This is a genomic window from Myxococcus sp. CA040A (assembly GCF_013336725.1).
GTDB classification, from domain to species: domain Bacteria; phylum Myxococcota; class Myxococcia; order Myxococcales; family Myxococcaceae; genus Myxococcus; species Myxococcus llanfairpwllgwyngyllgogerychwyrndrobwllllantysiliogogogochensis.
Genome location: NZ_JABUMR010000002.1, coordinates 149012 through 169209 on the forward strand (window position 1 = coordinate 149012; position 20198 = coordinate 169209).

13 protein-coding genes are annotated in these 20198 nt (G+C 69.4%); 7 read left to right on the forward strand and 6 right to left on the reverse strand.

From position 1 onward, the window contains the following. Nucleotides 1-14 precede the first annotated feature (14 nt). Nucleotides 15-908 (forward strand): hypothetical protein, encoded by an 894-nt coding sequence (locus tag HUA75_RS07760; protein ID WP_174485983.1) that lies wholly within the window; start codon nt 15-17, stop codon nt 906-908. Nucleotides 909-1008: 100 nt separating this feature from the next. On the opposite strand, the gene HUA75_RS07765 is transcribed toward HUA75_RS07760, so the two are convergent. Beyond that, nucleotides 1009-1398: a DUF1304 domain-containing protein gene (locus tag HUA75_RS07765; RefSeq protein ID WP_174478389.1), complete on the reverse strand. Its 390-nt coding sequence runs from the start codon at nt 1396-1398 to the stop codon at nt 1009-1011. A gap of 91 nt (nt 1399-1489) precedes the next feature. Between HUA75_RS07765 and HUA75_RS07770 the strand changes: the two genes are divergently transcribed. The 4 genes from HUA75_RS07770 to HUA75_RS07780 all read left to right on the forward strand — a co-directional run bounded on the left by HUA75_RS07770 (nt 1490) and on the right by HUA75_RS07780 (nt 4423). Next, nucleotides 1490-2086, forward strand: coding sequence for a TetR/AcrR family transcriptional regulator (locus HUA75_RS07770; RefSeq protein WP_174485984.1), 597 nt, complete (start codon nt 1490-1492; stop codon nt 2084-2086). Nucleotides 2087-2284: 198 nt separating this feature from the next. After that, nucleotides 2285-2368: a cittilin family RiPP precursor gene (locus HUA75_RS47865; protein WP_371745755.1), complete on the forward strand. Its 84-nt coding sequence runs from the start codon at nt 2285-2287 to the stop codon at nt 2366-2368. Between the two features lie 119 nt (nt 2369-2487). Continuing rightward, nucleotides 2488-3840: a cytochrome P450 gene (locus tag HUA75_RS07775; protein WP_141643709.1), complete on the forward strand. Its 1353-nt coding sequence runs from the start codon at nt 2488-2490 to the stop codon at nt 3838-3840. Next, on the forward strand, nt 3824-4423 hold the full coding sequence (locus HUA75_RS07780) for a class I SAM-dependent methyltransferase (RefSeq protein WP_174485985.1): 600 nt from the start codon (nt 3824-3826) through the stop codon (nt 4421-4423). Before HUA75_RS07775 ends, HUA75_RS07780 begins: the two co-directional genes overlap by 17 nt. Nucleotides 4424-4498: 75 nt before the next feature. Here the strand turns inward: HUA75_RS07780 and HUA75_RS07785 are convergent, their stop codons facing one another. The 4 genes from HUA75_RS07785 to HUA75_RS07800 form a co-directional block, all read right to left on the reverse strand. After that, nucleotides 4499-5122, reverse strand: coding sequence for a LysM domain-containing protein (locus HUA75_RS07785; protein ID WP_174455797.1), 624 nt, complete (start codon nt 5120-5122; stop codon nt 4499-4501). Between the two features lie 257 nt (nt 5123-5379). After that, complete coding sequence (locus HUA75_RS07790; RefSeq protein WP_174455796.1) at nt 5380-6135, reverse strand: hypothetical protein; 756 nt, start codon at nt 6133-6135, stop codon at nt 5380-5382. A gap of 215 nt (nt 6136-6350) precedes the next feature. Beyond that, nucleotides 6351-7643 (reverse strand): general secretion pathway protein GspE, encoded by a 1293-nt coding sequence (locus HUA75_RS07795; RefSeq protein WP_174485986.1) that lies wholly within the window; start codon nt 7641-7643, stop codon nt 6351-6353. A gap of 165 nt (nt 7644-7808) precedes the next feature. Next, nucleotides 7809-8585, reverse strand: coding sequence for an SDR family NAD(P)-dependent oxidoreductase (locus HUA75_RS07800; protein ID WP_174485987.1), 777 nt, complete (start codon nt 8583-8585; stop codon nt 7809-7811). Between the two features lie 122 nt (nt 8586-8707). Between HUA75_RS07800 and HUA75_RS07805 the strand changes: the two genes are divergently transcribed. Next, on the forward strand, nt 8708-9130 hold the full coding sequence (locus HUA75_RS07805) for a helix-turn-helix domain-containing protein (protein ID WP_174485988.1): 423 nt from the start codon (nt 8708-8710) through the stop codon (nt 9128-9130). Nucleotides 9131-9179: 49 nt separating this feature from the next. On the opposite strand, the gene HUA75_RS07810 is transcribed toward HUA75_RS07805, so the two are convergent. After that, nucleotides 9180-17459: an Ig-like domain-containing protein gene (locus HUA75_RS07810; protein WP_254627454.1), complete on the reverse strand. Its 8280-nt coding sequence runs from the start codon at nt 17457-17459 to the stop codon at nt 9180-9182. Between the two features lie 574 nt (nt 17460-18033). On the opposite strand from HUA75_RS07810, the gene HUA75_RS07820 reads away from it, so the two are divergent. Continuing rightward, complete coding sequence (locus tag HUA75_RS07820) at nt 18034-20127, forward strand: methyl-accepting chemotaxis protein (protein WP_254627455.1); 2094 nt, start codon at nt 18034-18036, stop codon at nt 20125-20127. Nucleotides 20128-20198 lie beyond the last annotated feature (71 nt).

The window sequence follows — 20198 nt, forward strand, 5'->3', positions numbered from 1 at the left end:
AAGAACGAAACGCCATGAAGACCCCATTCATCCGCTTCTTGACCGCCCTTCCGCTCGCCGCCGCGCTGGGTTGTGACAGCGCCGCCACCGTCGTCGAGCCCGTGGACCCCCAGACGCAGGTCGCGTCCGCGACGACCGTCGGCTTCGTCTTCGACTCCACCCGGATCGCCACGCCGCCCACCGGAGGCATTCCCACCGACCTGCTTCCTCGCACCGCGTTCAACGACGCGGTGCTGCAGGGCGCCCTGGTGGGCTCGACCGAGGCCTTCACCACGACGGGGACGCTCGGGTCGCGCCGGGACCTCGAGTCGCGCACCTGGACGCTGGAGAACGACCCCTCCGAGGGGCAGGTCCTGGTGCTGAACAGGCTCGGCAGCGGCCCCGCGGTGCCCCAGGAGCCCGCGGTGATGCAGCGCACCGCCGTTGCCCGGCTGCAGCGCTGGGGAATCCCCGCGTCGGAGATGGGGGCGGTGTACCAGGTGAAGTCCTTCCTGGAGACGGAGGAGGACGGCGTCGCCGCGGTGCCGGAGCTCCACCGCTACAAGACCTTCGTGATGCGCGCCATCAACGGCATCCGCGTGGAGGGCCACCGCGCGGTGGTGTCCCACGGCGTGGATGGCACCTTCCAGCGCGCGCTCATCTCCTGGCCGCCCCTGGCCCGGGTGGGCCACCTGCTGCGCACGCGGCTGAGCACCGCGGACATCGAGCAGCGGGCCCGCGAGGCGCTGCTGGCCGAGGGTGAGACCGCGGGCCCCGTGCGGCTCTTCTGGAAGTACGTGCCCACCCAGCTCAGCACGGGCGAGTGGGCGCTGACGCTCCAGGTGGGCGCCGCGATGGAGGCCCTCACCGGGACGACCCACACCGAGGAGTCACGCGTCGTCGACGTGGACGTCAGCCCGGTGCAGTAGCCCCACGTCCATTGGCGCCACGGGCCCGGGAGTCCTCGCGAGGACTCCTGGGCCTTCGCCGTTCAGCTCACGCCGCCAGCGATGCCCAGGTGCCGTGGCCTCACCCGCGCGCGTGCACCGCCACGAGCACGATGGCCAGCAGCGGCAGCGCGCCCTGGACGACGCTGGCCAGGAGGAAGTGGCGGTTGCTCGAGACGAGCACCAGCGCCGCCAGCGCCATGCACGCGCAACCGAACATGACGGCCGCCACACCGGAGGTGACCGCGCCGGTGCGCACCAGCGCCACGCCCACGAGCACGCCCAGCGCGAGGAACAGGTTGTAGAAGCCCTGGTTCAGCGCCATCGGCTTCAGCACGTCCGCCTCCGCCTGCGACTTCAGCCCGAAGCGCTGCCACACCTCCGGCCGCGAGAAGACGATGCTCTCCATGACGAAGAACAGCACATGGATGAGCGCCGCGATGACCGCGAAGACCTGCGCCAGTAACGACATGATGACTCCCCTCCGGGATTCCGGTATTCTGGACCAATCAGTTCCGAATCCATATTGAAACGTTCGGTCCAGAATTGTCAAGGAGGGTGACGTGGCGCGTACGCGTGCGTTCGACGAGACGGAGGCGGTGCGCAAGGCGCTGGGGGTGTTCTGGTCTCGGGGCTACGAGGCCACGTCGCTTTCGGACCTGGAGACCGCCACGGGGCTGAACCGCTCCAGTCTGTACCAGGCGTTCGAGAGCAAGCGGGCGCTGTTCTCGCGGGCCGTGACGCTGTACCTCCAGGAGGTCATCACGCCCCGGCTGGTTGTCTTCGCCGCGAGCCCGCCGGGCCTGACGCAGGTGGTGACGTACTTCGAGTCGCTCGCGACGACGATGGGCACCGCGCCCCAGGCCCTGACGCGCCGGGGGTGCCTGCTCGTCAACACGGCGACCGAGCTGGCCCCGCATGACGCCGAGGCCCACCGCGCGGTGGAGGACTACCGGGCCCTCTTGCACGGACACCTGACGCGGGCGCTGGAGGCCGCGGCGCGAGCAGGCGCCATTCCCCGGAAGACGGTGGCGCGTCGCGTGGAGCTGCTGGTGGGGTCTGTCATTGGGGTGCTCGTCACCGCGCGACTGGATCCGGTGGCCGCCGCGAAGCTCGCGCGCGCGACGGCGAGCGAGGTGGAGGGTTGGTCCGAGGGGTAGGGCGCACGGATGTCACCCGGGTGTGACTGAGCAGGGTTTGCCCGCACAGCCTCCGCTCTGGTGACAATGAAAAACAGTGCCTCCTCTATAACCAATCAGACGGGCTTGCCCAGACATCCTGGGCATGCCACATTTTGCCGCGCTGACCCTTTGGGCAGCCAACAGCAACACGCAACCACCTCAAACCGGGAGTTCGCCATGAAGAAGGCCCTCTACTCTTTGGCTGTGCTGATGCGGATTGCTCGCGCGGACAAGCTCTCCGCTCCCTACATCTATTACTAGTCAACAGTCGTCAGGCAATGCGCCCTGACGGTTGGGTCGGATGACCTCGCAGTCGTGGGTGGAGTGCAGGTCCTGCTCCTCCCACGCGACGGCTGTCTTTGAATGCTCCCAGGAATTCCATGCCGCAAGTGCGCCTCCCCCCAGGGCCCAGGGGTCACTTCATCGCAGGCAACCTGGTGGAGTTCTCCGAGGACCCGCTGGGGTTCCTCACCCGCTGCGCCAGGGAGTACGGCGACGTGGTGCGGCTGGGAAAGCGCAACTACCTCCTCAACCATCCCGACCTCATCGAGCGGGTCCTGGTGAATGGAGACGGCAACTTCGTGAAGCTCGCGGGCGTGGGCCAGGGAAGGCGACACAAGGGCGGCTTTCCCGAGGCGATGATGAACAGCGAAGGGGAGGACTGGCTGCGAAAGCGGCGACTCGTCCAGCCCGCGTTCCATCGCAAGCACGTGGCCGCGTGTGGCGACACGGTGGTGTCCCTCACCGAGCAGCGACTGCGGACGTGGCGTCCCGGGGAAGCGCGCGACGTGCACTCGGACGTGTCCGCGCTGGCGCTCGACATCGTCAGCCGCTTCCTCTTCCACACGCCCATCGACGATGAGGCGAGGCACGTGGCCGCCGCCGTGGACGCCGTCATGCGGCACACCGACAGCCCGCTGCGCCCGCCCATCTGGGTGCCCACGCCGACGAACCTCCGGCTGCGCCGCGCGCTGGGGCGGCTCAACGTGCTGCTGGAGACGCTGGTGCGTCGCTACCGGGAGCAGCCCGCGGAGCGCACGGACCTGCTCGCCCTGCTGCTGTCGTCCCCGGTGCCCCTGTCGGAGGGGCAGCTGCGGGACGAACTGGCGACGATGATCATGTCCGGGCACGAGACGACGGCGGACGCCCTCGTCTGGGCCTGGTACCTGCTGGCCCAGCACCCCGACGCCGAGGCGCGGCTGGGGAGCGAGCTGGACACGGTGCTCGGGGACCGGCTTCCTGGCGCGGAGGACCTTCCGAGGCTGCGCTACACGGAGGCCGTGGTGAAGGAGGCCATGCGCCTGTACTCCCCGGCATGGATTACGAGCCGGGAGGCGGTGCGCGACTGCGAGCTGGGTGGGTTCCACGTCCCGTCGGGGACGATGCTCGCGGTGAGCCAGTGGGTGACCCATCGCGACGCGCGCTACTTCGACGCACCCGAGTCCTTCCGTCCGGAGCGCTGGCTCTCCGAGGACGCCCAGCGCATGCACCGGTATGTCTATTTCCCCTTCGGGGGCGGGCCCCGGTTCTGCATCGGCTCGGCGCTGGCCATGATGGAGACGGTGCTCATCACCGCCTGTGTGGCGCGGCGCTTCCGGCTGGAGCTGGCTCCGGGCTGCGTGGTGCGACCCCGGCCCGCGCTCGCGCTCCAGCCGCTCGGTGTCCGGCTGATTCCCAGGCCCCGCGCTCGCGGTGGGCAGGAGGGCGAGGTGCGACATGTCGCGGGAGCCTGAGGGGGGCGCGGTCCGGCGTGAGTTCTTCCGCGCGGCCTACGCGCTGGGCGCGCCCTGGGACATCGGCCGCCCCCAGCGGGCCTTCATCGAGTTGTGGGAGGCCGGAGGAATTTCCGGTGAGGTGCTCGAGGTCGGCTGCGGCTTCGCGGAGAACGCCCTCTTCCTGGCGGCCCAGGGCCTGCGGGTGTGCGGAGTGGACCTGATGGAGCCCGCCATCCTCCGGGCTCGCGAGGCGGCCCGGGCCCGAGGGCTCGAGGTGGCGTTTCATGTGGGCAACGCGATGGAGCTGGCCTCGCTGGGCCGGCGCTTCGACACGCTCATCGACTCGGCGCTGCTCCACGTCTTTGAACCCGGGGACCGGCCGGCGTTCGCCGCCAGCCTCGCGAGCGTGCTGCGTCCGGGCGGGCACTACCACGCGCTCTATTTCCGCGACGGTCCGCGCGCGGTGCCCCCGGATGCCCTGCGTGCGGCCTTCGGCGAAGGCTGGCGCGTGAAGGCCCTCCGGGAGGCGCACTACGAGCAGACGGACCCCGAGGGGGCGCGGGCGTGGCTCGCCACCGTCGCGCGCGTGGCGGACGAGTAGGGCCCCCAGAAACGACGAAGCCCCCGGCCCATCTCGGGGCCTGGGGCTTCGGGGAACGCCACGATGCGACGGGTGCTACTCGATGGGCATGAAGACCTTGAAGCCCGTGCGACCGCCGTTGGTCGTGTTGCGCTCGATGAAGTCGCTCGCGGAGGAGTGGCCGTCGCCGAGGGTGACCGCAGTGTGGCCGTAGATGCGGCCCAGGTTCGAGGAGGTGCTCTCCCAGGTGAGGACGAGGCCGGGAATCTTCAGCGCCTCCTCCAACGTCATGTCGACCTGCTTGAACTTGTCGCGCGGCAGGTTGTTATCAATCTGGTTGCCGTTGCCCGACACGCCAATGCCCAGGGCGTTGCTGATGGCCCGGCTCACGCCCGTGGCGCAGAGGCCCTGGCTGTTGTAGCCGCCCATGCCCATCGCCGCCGCGCGGGCCGCCTCCGCCAGACGCTGCATCTTGTTCGACGCGTTGCTGGGGCCCACTCCCGTGGGACCGCCCACGTCATTCCCACCGCGGACGCCCTGGTTGTTGCCGCCCGCGTCGAACGTGTCGCGCGTGGAGTGCCCGATGCTCAGGTTGTTGCCCGAGTAGATGAGGTCGGGGTTCGAGATGTTGTTGTCACGGGCCAGCTTCTCGACAGTGGTGCCGAAGCGGGCCGCCAGGCCAGAGAGGGTGTCGCCAGGACGGATGCGGTAGTTGGACATGGTGGCTCCTTGCGACAATTCTCGGGAGTTCCCGGCCTGAGTTGCGGCGCACTTCCCAGATTCTTGGGTTGTTTACCAAATTGTAAGATTCCACCCCTGCCGGCCGGCTCGGCCGATGCGGCGCACCTCTTCGGCGCGGCGAAGAAAGTCTCTTTGAATTCAGGGGGTTGGAGGGGAACAGGGCCTTGGGGGAACAAAAAAGGCCCTGCCGGTGGGCAGGGCCTTCTTTTCAGCGCCCTGAACAGGGGTGCGGCGAGCTACTCGGAGTAGTCGTACTGGGCCACGAGGTGCCAGGCGCGGTTGTACTTGCGCCACCGGGTGAACCAGCCGCTGTGGCAGCTCCCCGTGTTGCTGGCGGAGTAGCCGTAGACGAAGCCGTTCTTGACGAGGGCCACGAGCTGGGGTGAGCCGGGGTTCTCGCAGGGCTGGGTGACGCGGACGGACTGGTAGGCGGCCTCGGCGTAGACCTCTTCCTGGCCCTCGAAGTCATAGAGGGAGTGGACGTCCACGGAGGTGGCGGTGCCGAGCTGGGTGGCCTGCTGGGTGTCGCTCAGCGTGAGGAAGGTCTGCAGGTTGGCGAGGGTCGCGGCCTCGGAGGTGAGCGTGCCCGTGAGACGGTGCACGGCGCCATTCGTGTCGGAGAGCGCGGCGCGGATGGCGGCGATGCCGGCCGAGCCCTGGTAGACGGACGTATCACCCCAGGTGAAGCTGAGGGCCGTACCCGCGGTGTATGCGCTGAGCGCGCAGGAGCCGCCGGCGCCGGCGGGTACGACGAGGATGATCTTGCGGAGGCGGTGCTCGGGGTTCAGGAGCGCGATGCACTCGTTGCCGGCGACGCCGTCGTAGTTGCCGGCCGGACGCATGGCCTCGACGACGTTGTAGACGCGGAACGTGGGATCCGTGGCCTGTTGCTCGAGGCTCTCGAGGTTCTCAGTGTCCGTCTCGGGGCCCAGACAGCCAGCAGCGAGAGATGCGGCGAGGAGGAGGGATGACAGTCGGAGTGGGATGTGCATGGCCGTGGAAGATAACACGCCCGATTTGAATGTTATCCGAACATTTCTGTGACATGTCGGGTTGCGCCCTACCCGAGCCATCCTCGAATGGTGTGTTCAATCCCTATCCGATTCCCACTATCAGGCTCGGCGGGTACCAGGTTGCCACCCCACCCACACAGCGCTGGTGGCCCGGCAGTACTCCCGACCCGCTGAACTCGTTCGCTCCAGGTCCCTCAGCGTCGCGCCTTCTTCTGGCCGGCGTTGGTGGCATCGGCCAGAAGGCACATCACCGAGTACAGGTTCATCGTGTAGAGATTGTTCTCCGGCGCCAGGTCCGATGCCTTCTGGAACAGGGCTGTGGCGCGCTCGTAGTCGCGGTGGTGGTTCAGGACGATCATCCCCAGCCGGTTGTAGAGCGGCGCGGGTGATGGCAGCAGTCCGATGCCCCGCTCCAGCAGCTCGACGGCCTCGGCCCACCGGCCTTCCTGTTCCATCCGGATGACGCGCTGGAGCACATCCTCGTTCGCGTCCTCCGCGCGAGGCGCTGGCTCTCGAGTCACTGGCGGCGGAGGTGGTGCGGCCACTGCCTCCGACGGGGTCTCCCGGGCGGAGGTTGCTCGCGACGTCGGGGGCGGTATCTCGTAGAGCCGGGTGACTCCGCGTTCCTCCAGTGACGCGAAGAGCGCGCGCAGCTCCACCTCCGCGAGCTGGGTGATGAGCGACAGGTCCGCCAGGGAGGTGTGGCCGTCCACCAGCGACAGCACGTACGCCTCGAAGGGACTGAGCCTCAGGTTCGCGACCTTCAGCCCTCCCACGATGAACGGCCGTGCATTGGCTCCTCCCGTGGGTGCATCGAACGACGAGGTGCGCGTGGCCTCCGCCTGGGGGGCCTGGGGCGTCCCGGCGGTTCCGCTCCGCTCGGGCTGTGTCAGCAGGGCTCGCACCAGCGACACGTTGTCGCGAGGAGGCAGGTCCTCGACGTGGCGCACCAGCAGCAGCTCGCAGCGCGGACACTGGAAGTCCTTGGGGAGCGTCGGCGCGCCGCAATGGGGACAGGCGTCATCTTCCGGCGGGTGCTCGAAGGCGTCCGCGACCGCGTAGTAGTGCTTGCGGATGGCCGCGCGGATGGACCTGCGAATCGCGACGAAGGGCAGCACCTGGGTGACGCCCACCGTGCGAGCAATCTCGTCCAGCGCGCGCTGCCGCTGGGGCTCCGCGATCGCCACGCAGAGCACCCCCGGGTCCAGCCGCAGCGGCATGAAGTCGAAGCCCTCCGCCAGTCGCACTGGAACCCGCTCCAGCAGCGCGGGGCCGAGCTTCGCCTGGGCCAGCTTCTCCGTGGAGACGAAGCGTGTCTGGAGCTCCCGTGCCAGCAGTCGCAGCACCGGCGTTTCGTCCACGCCCAGCCGGACCAGGCACTCACCCAGCTTCTGACCCGTCTCCTGCTGATGGGCGAGCGCCCGGGACAGCAGCTCCGGCGTCAGCACGCCTTCCAGCACCAGCCGCTCCCCGAATCTCCGCGTCATGCGCTGATTCAAGGCCGTGTCCCGCCTCCCCGTCCACTGCCGCGTTCCTGGACGCGATAGACGGACGGAAAGGTGAGGGGCAAGTGAATCGTGACTCACCCTTCAGCTTCACGCGCGCCCCTCCGTGTTTCCGTGTGCTTATGGAGGCGGAGGCCGGTTCGCGGACTAGAGCCGATATCCGCCGGTGACCTCGACGCGCTGGCCGGTCATCCACCCGGTTTCGGGTGCGAGCAGCATCGCGATGACGCCCGCGATGTCTTCGGGTTCGCCGACGCGCCCGAGTGGAGTCTCGGCCGCGACCGTCTTCTGGAGTTCGGGGTCGCGCATGACGCCACCTCCGAAGTCCGTGGCGATTCCGCCAGGCGCCACGACGTTCACCGTGATGCGGCGCGCGCCCAGCTCCACCGCGAGCGCTCGGGTGAGCACCTCGATGGCCCCCTTGACCGCGGCGTAGGTCGAGAAGCCGGGGTACACGTAGCGCGCGAGTCCCGTCGACATGTTGACGATGCGCCCGCCGTCGGAGATCAGCGGCAGCAGCTTCTGCGTCAGGAAGAACGGCCCCTTGAAGTGCACCGCGACGAGCTCGTCGAAGGTGGCCTCGGACGTCTCGATGAACGGCGAGTAGCCGCCGATGCCGGCGTTGTTGACGAGGGCGTCGAAGCGCTCGCGAGACCATGTCTGCTTCAGCGCCTCGCGGACTTCGGCGGTGAACGCCTCGAAGGTCCCCGTCTTGCCGACGTCGAGATGAAGCGCGACGGCGTTGCGTCCCTTGGCGCGGATGGCGGTGACGACGTCGTTCGCCTCGTCGTGGCCTGTCCGGTAGGTGACGATGACATCCATTCCCCGGTCCGCGAGGGCCAGCGCCGTGCTTCGGCCGAGGCCTCGGCTTCCTCCGGTGATGAGGGCAATGGGAGCGGTGGAGCGCTTCGTGCCAACGGACATGGAGATTCCTTTCAGGAGTCGCGTGATTTCTGGCACGGATTGTCCATACGCTCCCTCCTGGCGACTACAGACCTTTTCACCCTCTACGGACGTCTTCGTTCCATAGGAACCCAGAGGTAACCATGCCCATCATGAAGGAGCTCCCGCTCGTGCCCGCGGAGCGCGCGCTGAAGGTGATTGGGGGCCGCTGGAAGGTCTTCGTCCTGTACTTCCTCTTCGAGGGACCCCAGCGGCTCTCCGAGCTCCGGCGCGTGATTCCTGGCGTGAGTCAGAAGGTCCTGGTGCAGCAGCTCCGGGAGATGGAGGCGCACGGGGTCGTTCGCCGCGAGGTGTTCGCCGAGGTGCCACCGCGTGTCGTCTATTCGGCCACCGCGCTCGGGCTCAGCCTGCGGCCGATAGTGGGGGCGCTCTGTGACTGGGGCCGTCTCCATGCTGACGAACTCCGCGCCCTCGACGAGCCGGTGCCACCCACGACCAGCCGCGCGCGCAAGGCGGGCACACCCGCTCGCCCGAGTGGGGATGAGCGGCCGCGCCTCCGCGGATGACCTGCTCGATACGTGTCGAGCAGGTCATCCGTCAGCGCCAGGGTGATGCTCAGCGGGCCTGGGCGTCCTGGGTGCGCCGCCCGCCGGCGCGGTGAAGCCGGCTCAGCAACGGCAGCGCGAGGAGCAGCAGCGCCAGCGGAGCGAAGGTGCCCGTGCCGCCCGTGCTGCAGCCACGGCCCGCGATGAGGAAGTCATCGTTGCCGTCCAGTGGGTTCGAGCCGCCGGAGACTTCCTCGCCGTCGCTGGCCCCACCAAGGTCGGTGTCCGCGTTGTTCGGGTCCGTCTCGCCGTTGCCGAAGACGCCGTCGTGGTTGGCATCCTCCACGCCGTCCACCAATCCGTCGCCATCCGTGTCGGCGTTGAGCGGGTCGGTGGGGTTGCTGCCCTTCACCTCCACGCCGTCGCTCAGGCCGTCCCCATCCGTGTCGGGGATGTTCGGGTCCGTCTCCGTGGCATCGACGCGGCCGTTGTGGTCGGCATCCTCTTCGCCGTCACTCAACCCGTCACCGTCCGTGTCCGGGGTCTTCGGGTCGGTGATGGTGCTCGGGTCCGTGTCGGGACGGAAGTGGGGTGAGTCACGGTCCGTGTCCGCCGGCGCGCTCTCCAGCGTCACGCCCATCTCCGTGCCGTCCATGAGCCCGTCGTTGTCGCTGTCCGGGTCCAGCGCGTCGATGACGCCATCACCATCCGTGTCGGCGAGTCCATCCAGGCCATCCGGCACGCCGTCGGAGTCGGTGTCCGCGTTGCGAGGGTCCAGGCTCCGCGCGATTTCCGTCGCGTCGTCGATGCCGTCAAGGTCGGAGTCGAGGTCGTCCTCGGGCCGCAGGGGATTCGTCTCGCGCGAGTCGACCCGGCCGTTGTGGTTGGCGTCCTCGAAGCCATCGCGCACGCTGCCGCCATCCGTGTCGGGGTTGAGCGGGTCCGTCACCGTCGTCGGGTCCGCGTCCGGCGTGAAGCGCGTCAGGTCGGTGCCAGTGCCCTGGGGCTCGGTGAGGCCCAGCTCCAGGCCGTCCGCGAGCAGGTCGCCGTCGGTGTCCGTCTTCTTCGGGTCCGTCTCGCCCGCGTCGACGACGCCGTCGCGGTTGGCGTCCTCGTTGCCATCCAGCAGGCCGTCATCATCCGTGTCGTCGTCGAGCGGGTCCGTCCCAGCGACCTTCACCTCGATGCCGTCTGGCAGGCCGTCGCTGTCCGTGTCCGCGTCGTTCGGGTCGGTGCCCAGCACGAGCTCCTCCGCGTCCGTCAGTCCGTCGCCATCCGAGTCGGCGGTGACCACCCATGCGTAGGTGGCCGGCGTGTCGTCCACGTTGCCCGCCGCGTCCACGGCGCGCACGTTCAGCGTGTGCGCCCCCAGCGCCAGGTCGGTGAAGCGGACCGGGTCCGTGCATGGCAAGTAGGCCGCTCCGTCCAGGCCACACTCGTAGGTGACGGCCGCCTCGTTGGAGTCGAGGTCGAACACCGCCAGGGCAGGGGCCTCCGTGAGTGGAGGGCCGCTCGCGATGAAGGTGTCTGGCGCCAGGGTGTCCACCGTCCACGTGAAGGACGCCGGCGTCGGGTCCACGTTGTCATCATCGTCCCGGGCCCGGACCTTCAGCGTGTGCTCGCCGTCGGTCAGGCCGAGCAGTTCCACCGGGTTCGTGCAGGCCGCGAAGGTCGCGCCGTCCAGGCTGCACTCGTACGTCACCGCGGGCTCATCCGAGCCGAATCCGAACGTGGCCGCTTCCTGGCGTGTCAGCGCGGGAGGCGTCTGGGTGAAGCTTGTCTCTGGCGGCTGCGCGTCCACGTTGAACGTGTGCGTCACCACGGTGCTGGTGTTGCCCGCGGCGTCCGTCGCCGTGACGGAGACCGTGTGCGTGCCGTCGGCGAGCGGCGAGCCACCCGGGAGCGTCCACACTCCCGAGCTGCCCACGACGAAGGAGTCGAGGGTGATGCCGTCCGCCACTACCGTCACCGTGCTGCCTGCCTCCGCCGTGCCGGAGTACGTCACCGCCGCGGTGTCCAGCACCGCGCCCTGGGCAGGGAAGGTGATGGCGACCGCAGGAGCCTCGGTGTCCACCGTCCACGTGTGTGTGGCCGGCGAAGCGTCCCGATTGCCCGCCGCATCCACCGCGCGGACCGCCAGCGTGTGCGCGCCGTCCGCGAGGGGGCCGGCCTCATTCTGGACAGTGCACGGCGCGAAGGCCGCGCTGTCCAGGCTGCACTCATAGGTCACCGAGGCCTCGTTCGACGAGAAGACGAAGGCAGCGAGCACTTCGTTCGTCAGGGCCTCCGGGCCGCTGTCGATGGCGGTGTCCGGCGCCGTGGTGTCCACCGTGAAGGTGACGCTCGTCGCGGCGCTGGTGTTGCCCGCGGCATCCGTCGCCGTGACGACGGCGGTGTACGTGTCATCCGCCAGCGTGAAGGGGAGCGTGAAGGTCCAGTGGCCACTTGCGTCCACGGGGATGGGGCCGTGGGTCGTGCTTCCCACCGTCACGAGCACCGTCTCCGCGCCGACGGCTGAGCCGGTGAGCGTCACGGTGCCATCCGCGAGAACGGCGCTCGGGGCAGGCGCGGTGATGACCGGGGCATTCGGAGGCGTCAGGTCCACCGTCCACGTGTGCGAGGCGGGCGAGCCGTCGACATTTCCCGCCGCGTCCACTGCGCGGACCGCCAGCGTGTGCTCGCCTTCCGTGAAGCCCTCGAAGGTGACCGGGCTGGTGCACGCCGCATAGGTCGCGCCGTCCACGCTGCAATCGAAAGTGGAGTCGGGCTCGCTGGAGGCGAACTCGAACGTCGCCGAGGACTCGTCGGTGAGGAGCGCGGGGCCCGAGGTGACGAGGGTGTCCGGCTCCGTCGTGTCCACTCGCCAGGCGTACTCGGCCGGCGTCGGGTCCACGTTGCCCACGGCGTCCACGGCGCGCACGAGCACCAAGTGGTCGCCATCCACGAGGCCGGTCTGCTCCAGCGGAGAGTCACACGTCGCGAAGGCGGCACCGTCCAGGCTGCACTGATAGCCCACCGCGCCACCCTCGGAGCGCAGCTCGAATGAGGCCGACGTCTCGCGCGTGAGCCGCGCTGGACCGGAGTCGATGAACGTCTCGGGCCCCGTCAGGTCGATGAAGAACCCATGGGACGTCGCACCGGAGCTGTTGCCCGCGGCGTCCACGCCGGTGGCGGAGACGGTGACGGGGCCTTCGGGCTGCTCCACCGGAAGGGCGAAGGTCCAGTCGCCGGCTCCATTCACGGGGATGGGGCCATACGTGGCGGTCCCCACCTCCAGGTAGACGTGGCTGTTGGGCTCACCCGTGCCCACGAGGGTCGGCGTCGCGGTGCCCACCACGGTGCCGCTCGCGGGCGAGACGACGGTGGGCGACACGGGCGCCGTCTGGTCCACCGTCCATGCGTAGGTCGCGGGCGTAGCGTCGGCGGTCCCCAGGCCGTTGACCGCGCGCACCGCCAGGGTGTGGCTTCCTTCCGCCAGTCCGCTGAACGCCACCGGGCTGGTGCAGTCCGTGAAGGCCGCGCCGTCCAGGCCGCACTCGAAGCGGATGCCGCCGTTCTCCATGCGCAGCACGAAAGCGGCGGACGTCTCGCGAGTGAAGGCCAGCGGACCGGAGTCGATGAAGGTCTCCGGCGCGGACAGGTCGATGGCGAAGTCGTGTGACGTGTCCTCGCTGGTGTTGCCCGCGGAGTCTGTCGCGGTGGCCTCCACGGTGTGAGGGCCTTCCGCCAGGGGGTCCGGGCTGGGGAGGCTCCAGTGGCCGTCGATGTCCGCCGTCACGGTGCCCACCACGTCGCCGTCCACCACCACCGTGACCTGGGCGAAGGGCTCGGCGGTGCCTTCGAATACGGGCGTCGCGGTGGCGATGGTGGCGCCGCTGGCGGGTGCGTTGATGACGGGGGCCTCCGGCGCCTCGGTGTCCACGGTGAAGCTCGTGGGCGCGCTGGCATCGCTCTCGTTGCCCGCGGCGTCCGTGGCCGTGGCCGTCGCGGTGTGCGGTCCCTGGCCCAGCGGGGTGGCCGGGGTGAAGGTCCATTCGCCCTGCGCGTTCACGGGAGCCGTGCCCAGCACGGAGCCATCCACCGTCACCGTCACCAGGGTTCCCGGCTGTGCGGTGCCGGAGATGGCGGGCTGCCGCGTGGGCACCACGACACCATTGGCGGGCACATCGATTGCGGGCGCATCCGGCGCGGTGGTGTCCACCGTCCACGCATAGGTCGCGGGCGTCGGGTCCACATTGCCGGCCGCATCACGAGCGCGCACGGCCAGCGTGTGGCTGCCCTGGGCCAGTCCCTGGAACGTCTCGGGATGAGCGCAGGCGGTGAACGCCGGCCCGTCCAGCGCGCATTCGTAGGTCACCGGGTCCGTGTCACTTCCGAAGCCGAACGTGGCGGAGGTGGTGTTGGTGATGGAGGCTGGCTGGCTCGTCAGGGTGGTGTCGGGCGGCGTGGTGTCCACCGTCCAGGTCCGGGTGGCGGGCGTCGCGTCCGTGTTGCCCGCGCCGTCGCGAGCGCGGACCGCCAGGGTGTGGCTTCCGTCTGTCAGGGACCCGAAGCTCGCGGGGTTCGCGCAGGTGGCGAAGGTCGCACTGTCGAGCGAGCACTCGTACGTCACGCCTGACTCCGAGGCATCGAACGAGAACGTCGCTTCGGCGCTGTTCGTCAGCGCGGACGGGCCGGTGACGATGGTGGTGTCCGGAGCGGACGTGTCGATGCTCCACGCATACGTCGCGGGCGACGCATCCACGTTGCCCACGGCGTCGCGGGCGCGGACCGCCAGGGTGTGAGGGCCGTCCTGGAGCCCGGGGAAGGGCTGTGGGGTGGCGCAGGTGGCGAAGGTCGCGCCGTCGAGCGAGCACTCATAGGTCACCTGCGCCTCATTGGAGCTGAAGCCGAAGGTGGCCGTCGCGGAGCTGGCCACGGGCGCCGGGGTGCTGGTGAAGGATGTCTCGGGGGGCGTGGTGTCCACCGTCCACGTGCGGGTGGCCGGCGTCGGGTCCATGTTGCCGGCGGCATCCACCGCGCGCACCGCGAAGGTGTGAGCGCCATCCACGAGGTCCGTGTGTGTCACGGGGCTCGTGCAGGAGACGAAGGTCGCACCATCGAGCGAGCACTCGAACCTCGCCGGGCTTTCGGTGGAGGCGAGGGAGAACGTCGCACTGGTCGCCGCCGTCGTCCCCGTGGGGCCGCCAGAGAGGGTGGTGTCCGGCGCGGACGTGTCGATGGTCCACGTGTACGTCGCGGGCGTCGGGTCCACGTTGCCCGCGGAGTCCACCGCGCGGACCTGCAGCGTGTGACTGCCTTGCGCCAGTGCCGGGAAGGCCTGCGGGTTGGTGCAGGGAGTGAACAGCACCTCACCATCCAGCCGACACTCGAACGCCACGCTGCTCTCGTTGGAGGTGAAGTCGAAGGAAGCCATCGCCGAATTGGAAGAGGACGGCGGGGTGCTGGTGAAGGACGTCTCCGGAGCTACCGTGTCCACCGTCCAGGTCCGGGTCGCGGGAGTGGAGTCGAGGTTGCCCGTGGCGTCACGGGCGCGCACCGCCAGGGTGTGGCTGCCCTGGGAGAGGGTGTCGTAGGTCGCGGGCGTCGAGCAGTCGGTGAAGCTCGCGCCATCGAGGGCGCACTCGAACGTCACCGGCGTCTCGCTGGACGTGAAGGTGAACGTCGCGCTGATGGAGTTCGTCGTCCCCGACGGACCGGTGACGATGAGGGTGTCCGGCGCCACCGTGTCCACGCTCCACGAGCGCGTGGCCGGCGTCGGGTCCACGTTGCCCGCTGTGTCGCGAGCGCGAACCGCCAGCGTGTGATTGCCCTGGGAGAGGGTGTTGTACGTCGCGGGCGTCGAGCAGGAGGTGAAGGTCGCCCCGTCGAGGCTGCACTCGTAGGCAACGGAGCCTTCGGTGGAGCTGAATGCAAAGGTGGCGCTGGCGGAGTTCGTTGCACCGGACGGTCCGCTGACGATGGTGGTGTCCGGCGCCACCGTGTCCACGGTCCACGTCCGGCTGGCGGGTGAGGAGTCCGCGTTGCTCGCACCGTCCACCGCACGCACCAGCAAGGTGTGGCTGCCTTGTGACAGGCCGGCGAACGTCGCGGGGCTCGGGCAGGACGCGAAGGTCGCGCCGTCGAGCGCGCACTGGTACGTCACCGACGCCTCGTTGGAGCCGAAGGTGAACGTGGCGCTGGCGGAGTTCGTCAGTCCGGACGGGCCGCTGACGATGGTGGTGTCCGGCGCGACGGTGTCCACGCTCCACGCGCGGGTGGCCGGCGTCGGGTCCATGTTGCCCACCGCGTCCACGGCGCGCACCGCCAGGGTGTGATTGCCCTGGGACAGGGAACCGAAGGTCGCCGGCGAGGCACAAGGCGCGAAGGCCGCGCCATCCAGGCTGCACGCGTAGGTGATGGGGCTCTCGTTGGAGGCGAAGGTGAAGGTCGCGCTGTTGGAGGCCACCGCGCCCGTGGGCCCGGTGACGATGCTCGTGTCAGGGGCGAGGGTGTCGATGGTGAAGTCCACCTGGGTGGGCGGACTGACGTTGCCTGCCGGGTCGCTGGCCGTCACCGTGGCGGTGTGGGCGCCCTCGGGGAGCGCGATGCTGGTGCAGGACCAGGCGCCCGTGCTCGCATGGGCGGGGGCGGTGCAGACGACGACGCCGTCGACCTCCACGCTGACGGTGCTGCCCGGCTCGGCCGTACCGGAGAAGACGGGCGTGCTCGTCGCCACGGTGCTTCCATTCGCCGGGGCCGTCACCACGGGCGCATCCGGGACGGACACGGTGATGGTCGTCGGACCGGTGGTGTTCGACGAGGGGGAGCTGGTGGCGGAGCTGGCGGGAGCGCCTCGCTCGCCCGCGGCGGTGAGGGTGGCCTGGTTGGCGATGACTCCGGAGGCAGAGGCCTTCACCACGGCGCGGAAGCGGACGGTGGTGCTCTGTTGAAGCTGCAGGGTGCCCCCCAGCGTGGCCGTCGCGCCGGTGCCGAGCCGGACCGTGATGACGCCCGCCGCGCTGACCTCACCCACGTCGTCGCCCGGGGCGTCCGTCAGCACGCCCGCGTTGGGGCCGGAGACAATCCGCAGCGAGCCCGGCTGGAAGGTGAGCTGGGCGGGCAGCGGGTCCGTGAAGACGGTCTCGATGCTGACGTCGTCGCCCGTGTTGGTGGTGACGATGTTGTATTCGATGACGTCGCCTCCGCGCAGCGAGCCATCCGCGCGCGGGTTCACCGCCGTCGCGGTCTTGTAGGTGTTGGTGAAGTCCGGCCGGAGCGTGGCGATGGACGTCGCGAACGCGCCGAGGATGTACGAGTCACCTGTGGACGTGGCGGTGAGCGACATGGACGTGGCGCCCCCTGTCACGCGGTGGGTGATGTCCACCACGTCCATGTCCACCCCCGACATGCTCGCCTGCGCGCCCGTCGGGCGGGGCAGGTCATTGGCATGCGTGGAGGGCGTGCCGAGCACGGAGCGCGTGCCGTTGAAGAAGTTGTTCGCGGGGTTGGCGGCGTCGGAGATGCTCACGCCATTGACGAGGAACTGGTCGCCCGTGCGCGTGGCGTCACCCTCGAAGGCCAGCACGCCCAGCTTGGCATCGAAGCCGGACGTCGGGACGGTGAAGCCCGACAGCGTCACCGTCTGGGGGTTGCCGCTGCTGACGTAATCGATGCCATCGAAGAGCGCCAGGTTGCGAATGGGCGAGTCGGGGTGCCGGTAGAAGACCACCAGCGCCCACGCGCTGAACGGGTCCATGCTGTTGAGGTTGGCGAGCGGCACGGCGTCCACGCCGCTCACCTCGTAGACGCCCGTGCCGTGGGCGGCGACCAGGCTGGTGACGTCCGCGGAGGACTCGTAGATGTAGCGATTGCTCGGGGCGTAGCTGTGCGCGACGTCCGCCGTCAGCTGCTGCGTGAAGACCCCGGGGCGGCTGAACTCCGCGGTGGTGTCCGGGGTTCGCTGCGACGTGGTGGTGGACAGGTGCGCGGCCCAGTACAGCCGCGCATACGTCACGATGGCGCCGGTGGGGATGCTGAGCGCGGCGCGGCTCCGGGCATTGGTGGGGCTCACGGAGGTGTTCGCGGTTGCCACGCCTGATTGGAGGGTCCAGTAGACGTCCACCGCGTCATCCGAGGTGTTCGACCCGCAGCTCCCCACCGTCCCCACCAGCGGCGCCGGCACACCGGAGGCGCAGTCGTGGGCGAGCGTGTTGCCCACCATCAGGAGGTCGCCGCGCTGGTTCGCCGTGTGGCGCAGGATGGGGGCCGCCGCGCCCTGACTCGAGGACACCATCCACAACAGGGGGAGCAGCCACTGCAGACGCAAGATGGCGCGACTGCTGGCCCGGCGAGGAGACGTTGAGGACATGGGAGCACCAGGGCGGGCGGGGAGGAGCGGCGCGCGAAGGGAGGTCGAATCCGTCAGGAGCGGTGCGGCAAAAACCGAGAATTCGCCGGGTGGCTTGGAATCCCAGCCAGATGTTTCACGCCGGGGAGAATGCTCGTGGGGGGATGTCGCTCGCTCTGTCACGGCCTCGCGGAAGAGCAACGAGGGTGCCAGTGCGAAACAACGGATTCACCGCGCGGTTGTCTGGATTTGAAGCTATCTGAAACGGTCCGCTGTCACGGTTGTCCGAGGGCTGGATCCAGTTTCTGGAATCCGGACAGCGGGCGTTGTGAGCCGGTGCGCGGGCTCGGAGAGCGGAAGTCTGGGATTGCTGATTCATGGCGCTGTCGGCACTGCATCGCGTCGTCACGCGGAGTGGATGCGTGCTCGGAGGCAGCGCTGGTGATGCACGCGTGTGGAGCAGGCGGGCGGGGTGAGAGAGACCCGTTTGCGGAGGTGTCGTCGACACATGAGCATCGGTGCCTTCATGGCCCGGTCTCATGTCTCGCAGCGCTCGTCATCGATGTTTCATGTCTCGCCGCGAGGGCTTCCTTTCATGAAGGGGCGTTTTGATGGGAGGTGGCTGTCGCGCCTGGCGCGTGTGCTGCTCGTGTTGGCTGTGTGGGGCTCCGACGTCCAGGCGCAGGTGCGCGAGGGCGGGGTGGACGACCTGCGGGAGGGATGGCTCTACCGCTGGGGAGACTCACCGCTGGGGCCGGAGGGTGTGCCCGTCTGGGCGCGTGAAGCCGATTCGAGCGCGTGGCGGCCCATGCAGGCGCTGGGGACGCCGCCGGGGCGGGGGAGACACACGCTCCTGTGGGTGAGCATTCCCATCCCGGAGGGTGGGTGGGGTGAGCCCGCGCTGCTGCTGGGCTCCGTGTCCAACGCCTTCGAGGTCTACGTCGGGGGCCGGCGCGTCTACTCGAGCGGGACGGTGAACCCGTCGGGCACCGAGGTGAGGCAGGGCATTCTGGGGAAGCTGATTCCCCTGCCGTCCTCGGTCCAGGGCTCGCGAATGCTGCTCCGCATCCAGAGCAGCACTCCGGCCATCGGCGTGACTTTGCGGGCGCAAGTGGGCTCCCACCCGGCGCTGCTGGCGCAGGTGCTGCGGCAGGGCCAGGCGTCCCTCGTGACGGGGGTGTTGCTGGTGGCCGTCGCGCTGGTCGCCCTGGGCATGGCGTTGATGGGCGGGCAGCGGCGCGTGCTGCTGTCGCTGGCCGTCTTCGCCGGAAGCTCGGGCGTGTTGCTGGCGGGCATGAGCGGCGTGCTGCCCCTGGCCTGGGACGTGGACCGGGTGATGGGGCAGATCACCCTCACGGCGGCCTACTGTGTGCTGCCGGGACTGGGCTGGTTCATCCTGGATGGCATCCTGGAGGGCCGGCTGCGCTGGTTCCGGGGGCTGGTGTGGTGCCTGACCGTGCTCGCGGCCCTCAATACCGCGGTGGTGCTGGTGGACCTGGGCGTCGCGAGCTGGCTGTTCCAGTTGGTGATGCTCTACTCCATCCCCTGCCTGCTGGCGTATGTCATTGTCGCGGTCGTCGCCGCGTATCGCGGCAATGTCGATGCACGCATCTTCGGCGTCGGCCTGGGCGTGCTCGCCGCCATTCTCGTGCTCGGCATGCTGCCGCTGCTGGGCTGGGTGAAGCTGGAGGGCTCGTTCGTCCACTGGGGCTTCCTGGCGCTCACCGCGTCGCTGGTGGGAATCGTCGCGCGGCGCTCCCTGCGGGTGGTGCGCTCGCTGGAATCGCATACGCGCCAGTTGGAGGCCCGGCGCCTGGACGTACAGATGCTCGCCAGGGACATGGGGCGCGGCGCCGGAGAGCTGGCGTCGGTGGTGCAGCAGCTGCGCACGTCGAGCGAGGCGCAGACGGTGGGAATCGACCGGCAGGCCACGGCGCTCAAGGAGCTGGACCAGACGGTGCAGGAAATCCGTCAGGGCTCGCTCGTCACGTCGGAGAAGACGCGAGCGCTGACCCACTCCATCGTGGTCGCGGAGGAGGCGGGCCGCGAGGGCGGTGCGGCCATCGAGAAGACGCTGACGAACCTGGAAGCCATTCGTCTGGAGGTGTCGGGAATGGCCGCGCGCATGCTCGCGCTGGATTCGCGGACCCGGGAGATTTCCGGCATCGTCGACACCGTCAAGGGACTGGCGGACCAGTCCAACATGCTGGCCGTCAACGCGGCGATTGAAGCGGCGCGCAGCGGGGAGCATGGCAAGGGATTCGCCGTCGTGTCGCGGGAGGTGCGCAGCCTGGCGGACCAGTCCGTTGTCGCCACCCAGCGCATTCGCGAGGTGCTCGAGGGCGTGAGCACCAGCATGCGCGAGGCCGCGAAGCTCAGCGAGCAGGGCGAGCAGCGCGTAAGGGTGGGCCTGGATGCGGTGCGCGTGTCGGGCACGCAGCTTCAGAAGCTCGCGGGCATCATCGGCGACACCAGCGGCAGCGTGCGGCAGATCTCCGCGGCGGTGTCGCAGCAGGAGGCGGGCACGTCCCAGATTGCCGTGGCCATCCAGGACCTCTCCCAGGAGATGCAGCAGACGCTTCGCGTCGTGGAGGAGACGCGCAACGTGGCGCGCTCGGTGCAAACGCTGGCGGAGCGGATGACGAACTCGGCGGCGAGCACCCTCCAGTCAGGCTCGCTGGCGGACTGAGGCCCGCACGGACGGCGCTCCCCGGAGGCGGACAAAAACATCCAGGGTCGATTCCTCCCGAAGCTGTGGTC

Bases quoted from the DNA above. Each gene is read 5' to 3' on its own strand.
- HUA75_RS07760 (WP_174485983.1), top strand. From the start codon at position 15: ATGAAGACCCCATTCATCCGCTTCTTGACCGCCCTTCCGCTCGCCGCC.
- HUA75_RS07765 (WP_174478389.1), bottom strand. From the start codon at position 1,398: ATGTCGTTACTGGCGCAGGTCTTCGCGGTCATCGCGGCGCTCATCCAT.
- HUA75_RS47865 (WP_371745755.1), top strand. From the start codon at position 2,285: ATGAAGAAGGCCCTCTACTCTTTGGCTGTGCTGATGCGGATTGCTCGC.
- HUA75_RS07775 (WP_141643709.1), top strand. From the start codon at position 2,488: ATGCCGCAAGTGCGCCTCCCCCCAGGGCCCAGGGGTCACTTCATCGCA.
- HUA75_RS07780 (WP_174485985.1), top strand. From the start codon at position 3,824: ATGTCGCGGGAGCCTGAGGGGGGCGCGGTCCGGCGTGAGTTCTTCCGC.
- HUA75_RS07785 (WP_174455797.1), bottom strand. From the start codon at position 5,122: ATGTCCAACTACCGCATCCGTCCTGGCGACACCCTCTCTGGCCTGGCG.
- HUA75_RS07790 (WP_174455796.1), bottom strand. From the start codon at position 6,135: ATGCACATCCCACTCCGACTGTCATCCCTCCTCCTCGCCGCATCTCTC.
- HUA75_RS07795 (WP_174485986.1), bottom strand. From the start codon at position 7,643: ATGACGCGGAGATTCGGGGAGCGGCTGGTGCTGGAAGGCGTGCTGACG.
- HUA75_RS07800 (WP_174485987.1), bottom strand. From the start codon at position 8,585: ATGTCCGTTGGCACGAAGCGCTCCACCGCTCCCATTGCCCTCATCACC.
- HUA75_RS07805 (WP_174485988.1), top strand. From the start codon at position 8,708: ATGCCCATCATGAAGGAGCTCCCGCTCGTGCCCGCGGAGCGCGCGCTG.
- HUA75_RS07810 (WP_254627454.1), bottom strand. From the start codon at position 17,459: ATGTCCTCAACGTCTCCTCGCCGGGCCAGCAGTCGCGCCATCTTGCGT.
- HUA75_RS07820 (WP_254627455.1), top strand. From the start codon at position 18,034: ATGAAGGGGCGTTTTGATGGGAGGTGGCTGTCGCGCCTGGCGCGTGTG.